This is a genomic window from Pseudonocardia nantongensis, from assembly GCF_046546495.1.
In the GTDB taxonomy this organism is placed as follows: domain Bacteria; phylum Actinomycetota; class Actinomycetes; order Mycobacteriales; family Pseudonocardiaceae; genus Pseudonocardia; species Pseudonocardia nantongensis.
Genome location: NZ_JBKGXT010000025.1, coordinates 71,268 through 86,586, shown reverse-complemented (window position 1 = coordinate 86,586; position 15,319 = coordinate 71,268). Strand labels below are relative to the sequence as shown.

General features: G+C 75.5%; 12 protein-coding genes. 8 read left to right on the top strand and 4 right to left on the bottom strand.

What is annotated here, in order from left to right:
• Positions 1-156: 156 nt before the first annotated feature.
• Positions 157-1,284, bottom strand: a complete 1,128-nt coding sequence (gene gcvT / locus ACLFMI_RS23220; protein ID WP_410950063.1) for a glycine cleavage system aminomethyltransferase GcvT — start codon at positions 1,282-1,284, stop codon at positions 157-159.
• Between the two features lie 18 nt (positions 1,285-1,302).
• A complete protein-coding gene (locus tag ACLFMI_RS23215; protein WP_410950062.1) occupies positions 1,303-2,661 on the bottom strand; it encodes an APC family permease in 1,359 nt (452 codons plus the stop codon).
• Positions 2,662-2,892: 231 nt separating this feature from the next.
• Between ACLFMI_RS23215 and ACLFMI_RS23210 the strand changes: the two genes are divergently transcribed.
• Together ACLFMI_RS23210 and ACLFMI_RS23205 are read left to right on the top strand one after the other, a co-directional pair.
• Positions 2,893-4,437: a leucyl aminopeptidase gene (locus tag ACLFMI_RS23210; protein ID WP_410950061.1), complete on the top strand. Its 1,545-nt coding sequence runs from the start codon at positions 2,893-2,895 to the stop codon at positions 4,435-4,437.
• Positions 4,438-4,509: 72 nt separating this feature from the next.
• Positions 4,510-6,639: a YVTN family beta-propeller repeat protein gene (locus ACLFMI_RS23205; protein ID WP_410950060.1), complete on the top strand. Its 2,130-nt coding sequence runs from the start codon at positions 4,510-4,512 to the stop codon at positions 6,637-6,639.
• Positions 6,640-6,665: 26 nt separating this feature from the next.
• Here the strand turns inward: ACLFMI_RS23205 and ACLFMI_RS23200 are convergent, their stop codons facing one another.
• Positions 6,666-7,238 (bottom strand): LURP-one-related/scramblase family protein, encoded by a 573-nt coding sequence (locus ACLFMI_RS23200; RefSeq protein ID WP_410950059.1) that lies wholly within the window; start codon positions 7,236-7,238, stop codon positions 6,666-6,668.
• A 219-nt stretch (positions 7,239-7,457) separates the two neighbouring features.
• Between ACLFMI_RS23200 and ACLFMI_RS23195 the strand changes: the two genes are divergently transcribed.
• A complete protein-coding gene (locus tag ACLFMI_RS23195; protein ID WP_410950058.1) occupies positions 7,458-8,300 on the top strand; it encodes an SDR family NAD(P)-dependent oxidoreductase in 843 nt (280 codons plus the stop codon).
• A gap of 35 nt (positions 8,301-8,335) precedes the next feature.
• Here ACLFMI_RS23195 and ACLFMI_RS23190 read toward each other — a convergent pair whose 3' ends face one another.
• Positions 8,336-8,707, bottom strand: a complete 372-nt coding sequence (locus ACLFMI_RS23190) for an oxidoreductase (RefSeq protein WP_410950057.1) — start codon at positions 8,705-8,707, stop codon at positions 8,336-8,338.
• Positions 8,708-8,919: 212 nt separating this feature from the next.
• Here ACLFMI_RS23190 and lpdA point away from each other — a divergent pair, with 212 nt between their 5' ends.
• The 5 genes from lpdA (at position 8,920) to lipB (ending at position 15,307) form a co-directional block, all read left to right on the top strand.
• On the top strand, positions 8,920-10,311 hold the full coding sequence (lpdA, locus tag ACLFMI_RS23185; protein ID WP_410950056.1) for a dihydrolipoyl dehydrogenase: 1,392 nt from the start codon (positions 8,920-8,922) through the stop codon (positions 10,309-10,311).
• A gap of 55 nt (positions 10,312-10,366) precedes the next feature.
• Complete coding sequence (sucB, locus tag ACLFMI_RS23180; RefSeq protein ID WP_410950055.1) at positions 10,367-12,211, top strand: 2-oxoglutarate dehydrogenase, E2 component, dihydrolipoamide succinyltransferase; 1,845 nt, start codon at positions 10,367-10,369, stop codon at positions 12,209-12,211.
• A 171-nt stretch (positions 12,212-12,382) separates the two neighbouring features.
• Complete coding sequence (locus tag ACLFMI_RS23175; protein WP_410950054.1) at positions 12,383-13,273, top strand: TIGR01777 family oxidoreductase; 891 nt, start codon at positions 12,383-12,385, stop codon at positions 13,271-13,273.
• Positions 13,270-14,538, top strand: a complete 1,269-nt coding sequence (locus ACLFMI_RS23170) for an FAD-dependent oxidoreductase (RefSeq protein ID WP_410950053.1) — start codon at positions 13,270-13,272, stop codon at positions 14,536-14,538. The genes ACLFMI_RS23175 and ACLFMI_RS23170 overlap by 4 nt, the downstream gene beginning before the upstream one ends.
• A 10-nt stretch (positions 14,539-14,548) precedes the next feature.
• The gene (lipB, locus tag ACLFMI_RS23165; protein ID WP_410950052.1) at positions 14,549-15,307 is read left to right on the top strand and encodes a lipoyl(octanoyl) transferase LipB; all 759 of its coding nucleotides are present in this window, start codon (positions 14,549-14,551) and stop codon (positions 15,305-15,307) included.
• Positions 15,308-15,319: the final 12 nt, after the last annotated feature.

The following is a 15,319-nucleotide window of genomic DNA, read 5'->3' as shown; positions in this document are numbered from 1 at the left end:
CCTGTTCTGCCCACACGGGGCAGGCTGACCGGATCCGACCGGCCCGCCCACCCCGCTGGGCTTGATCAGTGTCCGCGATGTGGTGAGACATCAACTGTCTCGGATGTCCTGAGCACAGACACGCGGCCGGGACCGCGACAACCACTCACGGGTTCCTCACCTCACCCGCGACGGCACCATCGGCGGTTTCACGACCTCGACCGGCAGCGACCGGCCGCGGACGTCGACCACCAGCGCGTCGCCCGGGGACACCTTCGGGTCGGTGTCGATGAGCGCCAGCGCGATCCCGGTCTTCAGGGTGGGCGAGAACGTGCCCGAGGTGACGGTGCCGACGGGGTTGCCGCCCTCGCCGTCGAGCACCGTCATGCCGGGCCGCGGGACACCGCGGCCGGTGGCCTTCAGCGACCGCAGCCGCCGCCGGGGACCGGCCTCGCGCTCGGCGGTCAGCGCCTCCCGGCCCCAGAACGCGGGCTTGTCCCAGCCGACCGCCCAGGCGCTTCCCGCCTGCACCGGGGTGATCTGCCCGGACAGCTCGTTCCCGTGCAGCGGGAGGCTCATCTCGGTGCGCAGGGTGTCCCGGGCGGCCAGGCCGCAGGGCCCGCCGCCGACCTCGCGGGTCGCCGCGAGCAGGGCGTCCCACATCGCGGGCGCGGCGGCGGCCTCCAGGACGACCTCGTAGCCGTGCTCCCCGGTGTAGCCGCTGCGGCAGACCCGGATGCCACCGGCGCTCAGTCCGCCCTCGAGATCGACGAAGGCCATGTAGTCCAGGTCCGCGACGGCGTCGGCGGCCTCACCGAGCGCGGCGGCCAGCGCCTCGGCGGAGCGCGGCCCCTGCAGCGCGAGCACGGCGAGTTCCCGGTGCCGGTCGGTGATCGTGACGCCGGCCGGGGCGCGCTCGGACAGCATCGACACGATCCGCGTCGAGTTCGCCGCGTTCGGCACCAGCAACAGGTCGTCGTCGGACGCCATGTAGACGATCATGTCGTCGAGCACGCCACCGTCCTCGGCGCAGGCCAGCGTGTACTGCGCGCGTCCCGGACCGATCCGGCCGATGTCGTTCGTCAGGCAGGTGTTCAGGTGCGCGGCGGCACCCGGCCCGGCGATCGGGACGGTGCCGAGGTGGCTGACGTCGAACAGGCCGGCGGTCTCCCGGACCGTGGTGTGCTCGGCGACCGTGCCGGCCGGGTAGGAGATCGGCATCGACCAGCCACCGAACTCGCCGAGTGTGGCGTCGAGGGCGACGTGCCGGTCGTGCAGCGGGCTGGGTTGGAGGTCGTCGGTCACGCGGCGACCCTAACCCCCTCAGGCCGCCTGCTCCCCGTGGTCCGGCGGCGTGATCCGGTCCGGTCCGGTGGCCCGGTGGGTCCCGCGGGCGCAGACCGCGCAGAGCGCCCAGCCCGCGACCAGCAGCCCGGCGGTGGCCAGCAGCGGTCCGGTCGGCAGCGCCGCGGCCAGCACCAGGCAAGCGACCCCGCCCGCGACCGCCACGACGGCCGACCGCGCCGGCCGACCGGGCAGCCGCAGCACGGCGAGGTGCAGCAGGGCATGGTGCACCAGCGCCGCCCCGACCGATACGGCGATCGCGGTGAGCGGTCCGACCAGCAGCGTGACGACGACGGTCAGCCCACCCAGCAGCAGGTCGGCCCGCCACTGCGTCCCGCGGGAGCCGCCCCGGCCGAGCGGTGCGGGCAGCTCTCCGACGCGGGCCATCCGGGAGGCGGTCCCGGACGCCCGGGACAGCGCGCCGAGCAGCGCCGCCGCGGTGGCGGCGGCGGCACCGATCCGGACCAGCACGCCGATAGCGGGGCTGTCGCCGGTATCCATCAGCGAGGCCAGCGCGGTCGTCGAGCCGGCCAGCCGGGTCACCCCGAGGCCGTGCACCAGGGCGGCCGTGAGCACCAGCAGCAGCAGCGTCATGATCAGCACCGCGATGGCGGGCGCCCGCCGGATCGCGCGCATCGGGTCGCGCAGGCTGCCCCCGAGCTCGGCGACCCGGGACAATCCGGTGTAAGCGAAGAAGACGAACGCGGCGGCGGTGAGCAGCCCCAGCGGGCCCGGATCGACGACCGCCTGCAGGGTGCCGACGACCGGGTCGTCCGGTGTGCCCGCGCCGCCGTCGACCGCGGCGCTGGCCGCAGCCGCGGCCGCGGGGTCGCCCGCACCGGATCCGTCCGGGCCACCGGAGGTCAGGCCGACGACGACGACCGCGGCGAGCACCACCAGGGTGCCCACAACCAGGCCGCGGGACGCGCCCGGGGAGACGCGCACGCCGACCGCGTTCACCCCGATCACCGCGAGCACCGCGAGCACCGCGAGCGGCAGCGGCTGCGAGGGCAGGACGTAGGCACCGAACACACCGGCCGCGGCGACCGCCGCGGCGAGCCGGGAGACCAGCCGGGCCACCCCGGCCAGCCGCAGGGCGGGCGCCGGGAGGTCCCCGCCGACGAGCTCGGGCCCGGCCGGGCGGGCGGTGGCCAGGTGCGCGATCGAGGCGACGACGCCGAGCGCGACGAGCCCGGCGAGCACGATCGCCAGCGGGATCCAGCTGCCGGCCGCGGCGGCGGCCGGGGCGAGTGCCGCGTAGAGACCGGTACCGAAGGTCGCGGCGAGCGCGACGACGACCGCGGTCGCGGTCCGGATCCGGTCGGGGGGATGAGGCACCAGGTCACCATCCCATTCGGCCCTCTGCCGCGCGGCGCCGCGGGGGTGTCATTAGCATCTCGGTCCGGTCTCGCCGGGCCGCTCCCCGCCCGCCCGGCGCACGGACGGCGTGCGCTGGTCACCGTGCGTGAGAGCCGGCGCCCGCGAACCACCCGTCCGATACCCGATGATCTCCGCTCGCCCCAGTGTGACCGAGAACCGCGCCCCAGAACCGCGACCGAGGAGCCTCCCGTGCCGACCGCCGAACCGACCACCCCCCGCACCGCCGCGCTGGGCACCTCCCCCGCGGCCGCCGGCTCCGACGAGCCGGGCGTCGACGCGCTGGTGATCGGCGTGCACCCGGCCACCGACGACGCGGCGGCCCCGGCCGTACCGGTCCTCGCCGCCGGTGCCGAGGACGTGGACGCGGCGTTCGACGGCGAGCTGGCCGCACTGCTGCACACCGTCGGCGCCACCGGGAAGATCGAGCAGGTCGTGTCGCTGCCGACCCGCGGCGCCGTCCCGGCCCCGCGCCTGGTGGCCGTCGGGCTGGGCGCTCCGGGCGGGGGCTCCGCGGCCGCGGAGTCGGTGCGCCGGGCCGCCGGGGCGGCCGCGCGGGCGCTGGCCGGCACCGCCCGCGTCGTGAGCACGCTGGGGGCGGTGGACGCCGAGGCGGCCGTCGCGGGGGCACTGCTCGGCGGCTACCGCTTCGACGCCCACCGCTCGAGCACCGACGACGCGTCCGCGCCGGTGGCCTCCTGGGAGTTCACCGCCGTCACCGACACGCAGGTCCGGCACGCCACGCTGGTCGCCGAGGCCGTCGGCACCGCGCGGGACCTGGTGAACACCGCCCCGAACGTGCTCTTCCCGGAGACCCTGGCCGCCCGGGCCGTCACGCTCGGCGAGCAGGCGGGCCTGGTCACCGAGGTGTTCGACGACACCCACCTGCGGGAGAACGGCTACGGCGGCATCACCGGGGTCGGACAGGGTTCCTCCCGCAAGCCCCGGCTGGTCCGGCTGACCTGGAACGGCGGCGCCGGAGCGGGCGGGGCGGCGGCACCGACGAAGGTCGCGCTGGTCGGCAAGGGCATCACGTTCGACACCGGCGGCATCTCGCTGAAGCCGAACGCGGGCATGGCCGACATGACCTCGGACATGGGCGGCGCGGCAGCGGTGATCGCGACCGTGGTGCTGGCGGCGAAGCTGGAGCTGCCGGTCGCGGTGACGGCGACCGTGCCGATGGCGGAGAACATGCCGTCCTCGACGGCCTACCGGCCGGGCGACGTGCTGACCATGTACGGCGGGAAGACCGTCGAGGTGCTCAACACCGACGCCGAGGGCCGGCTGGTGCTGGCCGACGCGATCGTGCGGGCCGGCGAGGACTCCCCCGACTACCTCGTCGAGACCTCCACGCTGACCGGCGCCCAGGAGGTGGCGCTGGGCATGCGCACGGCCGGGATCATGGGCACCGACGAGCTGCGGGACCGGGTGGCCGGGCACGCCGTCGCCACCGGCGAGGACGGCTGGGCGATGCCGCTGCCCGAGTACCTGCGTTCGGACCTGGACTCGCGGGTCGCCGACATCGCGAACGTGACCGGGCAGCGGTTCGGCGGGATGCTCGCGGCCGGGATCTTCCTGGGCGAGTTCGTGCCGAACGGGTTGCCCTGGGCGCACATCGACGTCGCCGGGCCGGCGTACAACACCGGGGGGCCGCGCGGGTACACCACGAAGGGCGGCTCCGGGGTCCCGGTCCGGACGCTGATCGCGTTCCTGGAGGACGTCGCCGCCCACGGCTGAGCGCGGGCGCACACCCTCGGCGTCACCCGATCGTGCGACGATCCCGCCTCGCACATCGGGAGGCGGGGGCGGATGGGCAGCGGCGGTCTCGAACACTTCGACGCGGTCCGTCTCGTCGACGCGGCCGGGCCGGCCGAGCTGTGGCACGCCGTCGACGAGCAGGACGAGCACGTCGCGCTGACGATCCTCGAGCCCGGGTCGGCTGCCGACGCCGACCGTGCGGGCTGGGTGTCGACCGCCGCGTGGCAGGGCAGCACGCTCGGCGGGGCGCACCTGGTCCCGATCCGGGACCACGGCGTCGACGGCGACCGGCTCTACACCTGCCGGGAGTGGATCGACGGGACGGTCCTCGCCGACCTGCCGCTCGACGCGCTGCACGCGGACGTGGCGGTGAAGATCGTCGACCAGGTGGCGCTGGCACTGGACACCGCCTGGAGCGGGTCCGGGCTGGTGCACGGCGACCTGCGGGCCGAGCACGTGCTCGTCGTCGCGGACGGGGGCGGCTGGCGGGTCGTGCTGGTCGGTTTCGAGTGGGCCCGCCTGGCCGGACTCGGCCCGCAACCGGGCGCCGCCGGCGCGCACCTGGCTCCCGAACGGTTCGCAGGCGCTCCCGCGGCACGGCGCGGGGACGTCTACTCGCTGGCGTTCCTGCTGTACCTGCTGCTGGCCGGGAACCGCCCGTTCGACGACGGTGGGCCGGCGCCCGGCGGACGCTCCGTACGGTCGGTGGGCGGGCCCGGGCGGGCCCCGTGGGACCGGCTGCTGGGCCGGGCGCTGGCCGCGGACACCGGACGGCGGCCGGGCACCGCAGGCGAGTTCGCCGACGAAGCGAGGTCCGCGCTGCGCGAGTGGCGGCGCGAGGTCGCCGGCCCGGGCGTATCACCGCTGTCGGCCCGGTCCGGCGACGGCGGGCCGGCCGGCGCCCCGGCAGACGGCGGTCCGGAGCACGGCGCGACGGGCGGGCGCGAGACCGGCGGCCCGTCGGGGCGCACGGGCGACGAGGGCCCCGCGACACCCTCCCCGGGTCCCCGGACGGACCGCGCCGGAAGCGCGGCCGGCGACGGCTCACGGTGGCGCGCCGACGACTCCGGCCCGGGGCGGGCCCCGTCGGACGGGGTCCCGGGGCGGGGCCGGCTCCGGGTACCGGGCGCCCGCACCGGACCGGGCCCCGACGCGCACCGGGCCGGGCGGTGGCGGCGGATCGCGTCCCGGCCGGGTGCGCGCCGGTGGCTGTTCGCCGCCCTCGGCGTCGGCGTGGTGGTGGCGGCCGGCACGGGCATCGCGCTCGGCCTCACCGCTCGGGCGCCCGGGGCCGCCGGGCCGACCGTCGAGCTGGGCGGCGAGCCGGTGGCGGTCGCGTCCAGCCCCGACCCGGGCACCGTGCTGGTCTCGGACGCGACCGGCAGCGTCGGCATCGTCGACCTGGCCGGCCGGACGGTGGTCGCCCGGGTACCGGTCGGCGACCGGCCGCGCGGGATCGCCGTCGAACGGTCCGGCCGGTACGCCTACGTCACCAACTCCGGCTCCGACACGGTGTCGGTGATCGACATCCCGGGCCGCACACTCGCCGCGACCATCACCGTCGGAGAGACGCCGGTCGCGGTCACCGTCCGCGCCGACGGCGCGCGGGCGTACGTCGCGAACGAGCAGTCCGCGAGCATCACGGTGATCGACACCGCCGCCCGGTCGGTCGTCGGCACGATCCCGGTCGGGTTCCTGCCGTGGAAGACGCTGGAGGGCATCGCGGTCTCCCGCGACGGCACCCGTGCGGTGGTGACGCTGGACAGCGGCATCGGGGCGGACACGGTGCAGATCGTCGACCTGGGCCGCGAGGAGGTCACCGGGGCGGTGACCGTCGGCCGGAGCCCGGGAGGCGTGGCGATCAGCCCGGACGGGCGGCGGGCCTGGGTCGCCGACAGCGACGACGGCAGTGTCTCGGTGGTGGATCTGGTGGCCGGGGCCCGGACGCGGGCGATCGCGGTCGGCGGGACCCCCACGTCGGTGCTGCTCGGCCGCGGGGAGCGGGCCTACGTCCCGGCCGCCGCGGACGGCGCCGTCGCCGCCCTGGACACGACCGCCGGCACCCGGGTCGCCGACCCGGCACCGGGGCTCGGCACGACCACGATGTCGATCGCGGCCGGCGGTCGAGCCCTGCATCTGGTGGGTGCCGACGGCGTCTTGACCACCGTCTCCCTGGGCTGACGGCGTTCCGCCGGGCGCTCCGCGGCTCAGCGGGACTGCAGCGCGTCCAGCGCGACGGCCATCGACGCGGCGAGCCGGAAGTCGATCCGCGGGTCCGGGACCGAGACGTCGTAGCGGTCCCGGATCGAGCGCCGCCGGTCGCTGGTCAGCACGGTCGCGCCGTCGGCGTCGTCGGTGAAGTCGAAGTGGAACGGGAACGGGACGTCGTCGAACACGCGGCGCAGGATCGCGACGGCGGCGTTGCGTTCCCGCCCGGTGGCTGCCAGGCCGGGTGCCTCGAGCGTCCAGGTCGAGCGGAGCAGGCTGGCGCCGAACTTCTTGCCGAAGCTGCCGAGCGGCTGCCCGCCCTCGTCGACCACGTCGTGCCGGGCGCCGACGTCGAGGCGCTGGCGGGCGGTGAAGGAGAACACTCGCCGGGTGCGGGACTCGTCGGCGTAGAACGACACCTGCTCCTTGAACGCGAACCGCTTCTGCTGGGCGAAGGCCAGCAGCTCGCCCTCCCGACCGTCCGGGGTCGCGGCATGGATCTCGTAGCGGTTCACGCCGAGCGTGACCCGCTGACGGACGAGGAACCGGGGCAGGTGCATCGGGGCGGTCACCCGGCCGAGTCTGGCAGCCGGATCAGCCGAGATCGTCGAACAGCGCCTCGACCGGCAGGGTGAAGCCCGGCAGCACCGCGCTGGAGGTCCCCGGCGAGCGGACCTCGACGGCCAGTTCGGGCGGCCGTCGTTCCGGGGCCCCGGGGCGGGGTCGCGGCCCACCAGACGTCCGCGCCGGAGGCTGTCGTGGTTACCGACCGGTAGGGCATACTCCCGGCCGTGCTCCGACGACGCCGTCACGAGATCCCCGCCGGCACCCCGCGCTCCGCGGTGGTCACCGGCGCCGCCCGCGGCATCGGCGCGGCGATCGCGACCGAACTGATCGGGCGCGGCTACCGGGTGCTGGTCACCGACCTGGACGAGGCCGCCGCGCAGGCCACCGCGGACCGGATCGGCGCCGCCGCCGGCGCGGCGTACGACGTCACCGATCCCGCCGCCGCGCACGCGATCGCCGCCCGGGCCCGCGAGATCGCCCCGCTCGGCGCCTGGGTGGCCAACGCCGGCGTCGGGTTCGACGGCGCGGTCACCGAGGTCTCCGAGGAGCACGCCATGGCCCTGGTCGAGATCAACCTGCTCGGCCCGCTCTGGGGCGCGCGGGCCGCGGTCGCGGCGTTCCGGGAGCAGGCCGCGACCGGCGTCGTCCGGGGCGGGGAGATCGGTGTGACGGCCTCGCTGTCCGCGCTCGGCCCGGTGCCGGGGCTCTCGATGTACGCGGCCTCCAAGGCGGGCGCGCTGTCGATGGTCTCCGGGCTGGCGTCCGAGGTGCGCCGGGAGGGCATCCGGGTGCACGCGATCAACCCGGACGGGGTGAACACCGACCTGCTGCGCGGGATGAAGCCCGGCGGGCAGGGCCAGGCGCTGGTCCGCTCCGGGACGCTGGTCACCGCCGAGCAGGCCGCGTCCGGGCTGGTCGACATGTTCGGCACCGCGCGGGTCTACCGGACGCTGCCGGCCTGGCGCGGCGCGATCCTGCGGCTCACCGGGCTCGCACCGGGCCCGGTGCTGCGGATGGAGCCGGCGATGCGCGCGGTCGGTGCGCGCAAGGCACGCTCGCTGCGCTGAGCTCGCGAGGCGCACATCGACGCTGCGCTGACTCCCTACTGCTCCCGGTCCTTGGCCCGCAGCTGGCGCAGCATCTCCTCCTGCCTCGCCTTCTTGCGCAACGCCCGCCCCCGGGCGTCGTGGTCGCGCATCCGCTGCGGGTACCCGACAAGCTGCACGTCGTAGATCGGCATCTTCATCGACCGCGCCAGCTTCCTGGCCCGGTTCGGGTTGCCGACCCGGCGCCGGGTCCACTCGCCGTCGTGCGCGACGAACACCACGGTCGTCTCGGTGACCGTGGTGCGCGGCTCCACGAACGCCTCCACACCGACCCGCCCGGCCGCCCATTCCCGCAGGTAGTCCTCGGTACCCGGGGCCTTCGGACGCCCGGACGACCGGCGGGACCGGAACCTGTCCAGCAGGCCCATACGCGTCACCTCTCGTCGGCTCGTGGGGTGCCCGCCACCGGATGCGCGGCGCCTCGGACACACGTCGTCACCATGACCAACGCACGAGGACCGCGTTGTGCTCCCGACACCCCACTGCCGCGACCGGGCCGGAGTGACAAGATGGGCGCCGACGACGGCCCGAGGATGGCCGATGATCGCCACCAAGAGTGGCCGGGGAGGGGAGCTGATCGGTGTCCGACTCGGACGCGCAGGCCGCCGACCTGGTGATCCTGGGGGGTGGCTCCGGCGGCTACGCCTGCGCCCTGCGGGCGGCCGAGCTCGGACTCTCGGTGGTGTTGATCGAGAAGGACAAGCTCGGCGGCACCTGCCTGCACCGCGGCTGCATCCCGACCAAGGCGCTGCTGCACGCCGCCGAGGTCGCCGACCACGCCAGGGACGGCGCGAAGATCGGCATCCGGTCCAGTCTCGACGGCGTCGACATGGCCGGGGTGAACTCCTACAAGGACGGCGTCGTCGGCCGCCTCCACAAGGGCCTGCAGAACCTGGTCGCCTCCCGCGGGATCAGCGTGGTCGACGGCGCCGGGACGCTGGAGGGGCCGGGCGTCGTCCGGGTGGGCGACCGGCGCTACACCGGCCGGAACGTGGTGCTGGCGACCGGCTCCTACGCCCGCAGCCTGCCCGGCCTCGAGCTCGGCGAACGGATCGTCTCCTCGGACGGCGCCATCTCCCTCGACGAGGTCCCCGACCGGGTGGTGGTGCTCGGCGGCGGCGTGATCGGCGTCGAGTTCGCCAGCGTGTGGCGCTCCTTCGGCGCCGAGGTGACCGTGGTCGAGGCGCTGCCCCGGCTGGTCCCGGCCGAGGACGAGTTCTGCTCCACCCAGCTCGAACGGGCCTTCCGGCGGCGGCGGATCGCCACCCGGACCGGGGTGCGGCTGGAGAAGGCCACCCGGACCGGAGACACGGTGACCGTGTCACTCGAGTCCGGTGAGGAGATCGAGGCGGACCTGCTGCTGGTCGCCGTCGGCCGCGGCCCGAACACCACCGGGCACGGCTTCGCCGAGGCCGGCGTGCCGACCGACGGCGGCTTCGTCACGGTCGACGAGCGGCTGCGCACCGGGCTCGACGGCGTGTACGCGGTCGGCGACGTCACCCCCGGCCTGCAGCTCGCGCACCGCGGCTTCGCGCACGGGATCTTCGTGGCCGAGGACGTCGCCGGGCTCGACCCGCTCCCGGTCGCCGACGACGGCGTCCCCCGGATCACCTACTGCGACCCGGAGATCGCCTCGGTCGGGCTGACCGAGGCGGCCGCCCGGGAACGGCACGGCGAGGTGCACACCCTGACCTACGACCTGGCCGGCAACGGCAAGTCGCAGATCCTCCGGACGTCCGGGGCGGTCAAGCTGGTGGCGGCCGGGCCGCCGGGTGGCGGCGGGGCCGTGGTCGGCGTACACATGGTCGGCTCCCGGGTGGGCGAGCTCGTCGGGGAAGCCCAACTGATCTACAACTGGGAGGCGCTGCCCGCCGACGTCGCCGCATTGGTCCACGCCCACCCCACCCAGAGCGAGGCCCTCGGTGAGGCCCACCTCGCACTGGCCGGGAAACCGCTGCACACCCACGGCTGATCCCGGCCGGCACACGAACCCGAACACCCACGCGGAAAGAGGAGCTCCACCCGAGATGGCCGTCACCGTTGAGATGCCCGCACTGGGCGAGAGCGTCACCGAGGGCACCGTCACCCGCTGGCTCAAGGCCGAGGGCGACACCGTCGAGGTCGACGAGCCGTTGCTCGAGGTCTCCACCGACAAGGTCGACACCGAGATCCCGTCGCCGACCGCCGGCGTGCTGCAGCGCATCATCGCCGGCGAGGACGAGACCGTGGAGGTCGGCGGGGAGCTGGCCGTGATCGGAGACGACGGCGAGGCCCCGGCCGGCGGCTCCGGCGGTGACCAGCAGCAGGCCGAGGAGCCGGCCGAGGAGCAGCAGGCACCGGCCCGGGAGGAGGCGCCCGCCGAGCCCGAGCCCGAGCAGGAGTCCGGCGGTGGCTCCGGGGGCTCCGGGGCCGGCTCCGGCAGCCCGGTGACCATGCCCGAGCTGGGCGAGTCGGTCACCGAGGGCACCGTGACCCGCTGGCTCAAGCAGGTCGGCGACTCGGTCGAGGTGGACGAGCCGCTGCTCGAGGTCTCCACCGACAAGGTCGACACCGAGATCCCGTCCCCGGTGGCCGGCACCGTGCTGGAGCACACCGTCGGCGAGGACGAGACCGTCGAGGTGGGCGCGCAGCTCGCCGTCGTCGGGGACTCCTCGGCCGCCCCGGCCCAGGACTCCGCACCAGCACAGGACTCCGCTCCGGCGAAAGAGTCCGCTCCGGCACAGGACTCGGCTCCGGCACAGGACTCCGCGCCGGCTCCCGCGAAGGAGGAGCCGAAGCAGGAGAGCAGGCCCGAGCCGGAGCCGAAGCAGCCCAAGGCCGAGGCGCCGAAGGAGCAGCAGGCCGAGCCGGCCGGCTCGACCGACACCCAGGGCACGGCCTCGGCCGCGCCGTCCGGCGGCGGCTCGGGCGAGAAGCCCTACGTGACCCCGCTGGTCCGCAAGCTGGCCCAGGAGCACGGCGTCGACCTGGACTCGGTGACCGGATCCGGGGTGGGCGGCCGGATCCGCAAGCAGGACGTGCTGGCCGCGGCCGAGCAGAAGGCCGCTCCGGCCCCGGCCCCCGAGCAGCCGGCGGCGGCTGCGGCGCCGTCCTCCGGTGCCGCGCCGAAGGAGCCGCAGGCCGTGCCGACCCGTGCCGGGGACGCCCCCGAGCCGGGCACCACGGTGAAGCTCCCGCGGCTGCGCCAGGTGATCGCCCAGCGGATGAGCGAGTCGCTGTCGGTCTCGGCCCAGCTGACCACCGTGCAGGAGGTCGACCTCACTCGCATCGTCAAGCTGCGGAACCGGGTCAAGGACGACTTCAAGCGCCGGGAGGGCGCCAACCTCACCTTCCTGGCCTTCATCGCGAAGGCGACCATCGAGGCGCTGAAGGCCTTCCCGATGGTCAACGCCTCGATGTCCGAGGACAGCAAGCAGGTCACCTACCACGGGTCGGTGCACATGGGCATCGCGGTGGACACCCCGCGCGGCCTGCTCGTCCCGGTGATCAAGGAGGCCGACGACCTCTCGCTGGCCGGCATCGCCAAGAAGATCGCCGACGTGGCGGCCCGCACCCGGGACGCGAAGATCGGGCCGGACGAGCTCTCCGGAGGCACCTTCACGATCACGAACATCGGGTCCGCGGGCGCGCTGTTCGACACGCCGATCATCAACCAGCCCCAGGTCGGGATCCTGGGCACCGGCGCGATCGCGAAGGAGCCCAAGGTCATCACCGGCCCGGAGGGCGAGGACGTCATCGCCATCCGCTCGGTGTGCTTCCTGCCGCTGACCTACGACCACCGCCTGGTCGACGGCGCGGACGCCGGCCGGTTCCTGTCGGCCATCCGGGCCCGCCTGGAGGAGGGCGCCTTCGAGGCCGAGCTCGGCCTCTGAGCGGTTCCCCGGGCGATTCCTCTGGGGCACAACACCGTCGTGGCCCGTCCCGGTTCTCCGGGGCGGGCCACGCCGCTGTGCGGGCCCGCCACCTCCCACAGCCGGTCGGGTGACCACCGTCGCGGGGTGTCCGGGTCGCGCGTGAGCGGTGAACGCGGAAGGATCGCCGCCGTGCGAGTCGTCGTGGCCGGTTCGTCCGGACTCACCGGAACAGCCCTGGTCGCCCACCTGCGGGGCGCGGGGCACGAGGTGCTGCGCCTGGTCCGGCGCGCTCCCGCCGCTCCCGACGAGCGCGGCTGGGACCCGCCGTCCGGCACGATCGAGGACGGTGCCCTCGACGGTGCGGATTCGGTGGTGAACCTGTGCGGGGCCGGCATCGCCGACCGGCCGTGGAGCGGGGCCCGCAAGCAGCTGCTGCGCGACTCCCGCAACGTCCCCACCGACGTGCTCGCCACCGCGGTCGCACGGAACCGGGTCCCGGTACTGGTCAACGGCTCGGCGGCGGGCTACTACGGGGACACCGGCGAGCACGTCGTCGACGAGTCCGCGCCCTCGGGCAGCGGGTTCCTGGCCGACGTCTGCCGGGACTGGGAGGCGGCCACCGCCCCCGCCCGCGACGCCGGCGCCCGGGTCGTGCTGATTCGGACCGGCCAGGTCCTCTCCCCCTCCGGCGGGCTGCTCGGCGTCCTCCGCCCGGTGTTCAAGGGCTTCCTCGGCGGGCGGATCGGCAAGGGCACGCAGTACCTGCCGTGGGTGTCCCTGGACGACCACGTCTCCGCGGTGCGATTCGCCGTCGAGAGCGAAGGGCTGTCCGGCCCGGCGAACGTCACCGGCCCGGTCCCGATCACCAACGCCGAGTTCACCCGCGAGCTGGCCCGGGCCGTCGGCCGTCCCGCCCCGTTCCCGATACCTGCCCCGGTCGTGTCCACCGTGCTCGGCGAGCTCGGCCGGGAGCTGCTGCTGTCCGGACAGCGGGCGGTCCCGACGGCGCTGCTCGACGCCGGGTTCGGGTTCCGCCACCACACCATCGGCGACGCGCTGTCGGCGGCGGTCGGCACATGACGACCACCGGCGACCCGGACGTACTCGTCGTCGGGGCCGGGCTCGCCGGGCTGCGGGCGGCGTCCGTGCTGCACCGCCACGGCCTGTCGGTGCGGGTGCTGGAATCCGCCGACCGGGTCGGCGGCCGGGTGGCCACCGACGTGATCGACGGCTTCCGCTGCGACCGCGGCTTCCAGGTGCTCAACACCTCCTACCCTGCGCTGCGCGCGGCCCTGGCCCCGCACGGGCTGGACTCGCTGGGCGCGCGGGCCTTCGAGCCGGGCGCGGCGATCCGGGCCGGGGACGGGGAGCTGCACCGGTTCGTCAACCCGCTGCGCCGCCCGGCGTCGGCCCCCGGGACCGCGCTCGACGACCTGTTCGGCCCGATCGACAAGGCGAAGCTGGTCGCCTGGACCGCGAAGATCCTCGCCTCGCCGCCGGACCGCACCGCGACGCTGATCGACTCCTCCGGCGCCGACGACCTGGCCGCCGCCGGGATCGGCGGTGCGGTCACCGACCGGTTCCTGCGCCCGTTCCTGTCCGGGGTTCTGGGGGAGAACGCGCTGGAGACCTCGGCTGCCTTCGTCCGGCTGGTCTGGCGCAGCTTCGCGCTCGGCACGATCGTCGTCCCGGACGACGGCATGGAGGCCCTCCCCCGCCGGCTCGCCGCCGCGCTCCCGCCCGGCACCGTCTCGCTCGGGATCCGGGTGCACGCGGTCACCGGCGGCGTGCGCCCGAGGGTGGCCACCGACGACGGCACGCTCGCCGCCCATGCCGTGCTGGTGGCCGCCGACCCGCGCACCGCCGCGACGCTGCTGCCGGGCGTGGCCGAACCCCGGATGAACGCGCTGACCACGTTCTTCCACGTCCCGCCGCAGGCCCCGACGGCGTCGCCGCTGCTGCACCTGGACGCCACCGGCGGCCCGGTCGCGAGCACCGTCGTACTGACCGCGGCCGCACCCGGCTACTCCGCGGACGGCCGCCCGCTGGTCGCCTCCTCGATCGTCGGGACGCCGGGTACCACCGGGACCGGCGAGCCGGACGTGCGCCGCGAGCTGGCCCGGATCTGGGGGGTGCCGACCGAGGACTGGGCACACCTGCACACCGCGCAGGTCGACGAGGCGTTGCCGCTGTTCGCGCCCGGGCGCCCGATCCGGCGCGACGTCGACCTCGGCGAGAACCTGTTCGTCGCCGGTGACCACCGCGACACCCCGTCCACCCAGGGTGCCCTGGTCAGCGGCCGGCGCGCGGCCCGGGCCGTGCTCCGCCGGCTGGGCGCGGAGTAGCGTCGCCGCCATGCCCGCTGCGCACCAGTCCTGCCGTGCCGGAACCGACGACGTCCGGGTGGACCGCCTGGGCCGGATCGAGTACCAGCAGGCGTGGGACGTGCAGCGCGGGCACGCCGCCGCCCGCAAGGAGGGCACCGGCCCGGACGTGCTGATGCTGCTGGAGCATCCGCCCGTCTACACCGCGGGCCGGCGCACCCGGCCCGAGGACCGGCCGCAGGACGGCACCCCGGTCGTCGACGTCGACCGCGGCGGCCGGATCACCTGGCACGGCCCGGGGCAGCTGGTCGGCTACCCGATCGTCGCCCTCGACGAGCCGATGGACGTCGTCGACTACGTCCGCCGCCTGGAGGAGGCCCTGATCCGGGTCTGCCACGACATCGGGCTGGAGCGGGCAGGCCGGATCGAGGGCCGCAGCGGGGTCTGGCTGCCCGCCGGCGCCGATTCTCGCTCCGGCGAGCTTCGCTCGGTGGGCTTCACCCCGGAGCGCAAGGTCGCCGCGATCGGCGTCCGGATCGCGTCCGGGATCACCCAGCACGGGTTCGCCCTCAACTGTGACGCCGATATGGGCGACTTCGGCCGGATCGTGCCGTGCGGGATCGCCGACGCCGGCGTCACGACGCTGAGCACCGAGCTGGGCCGCACCGTGACGATCGACGACGTCACCGACGCCGTCACCGTGGCGGTGCTCGACGCGCTGGAGGGGCGGCTGCCCGTCACCGAGCACCCGGTCGCGCGGACGGCGGACCTCATGTCCGGCCTCGGCTGACGCACAATCTTC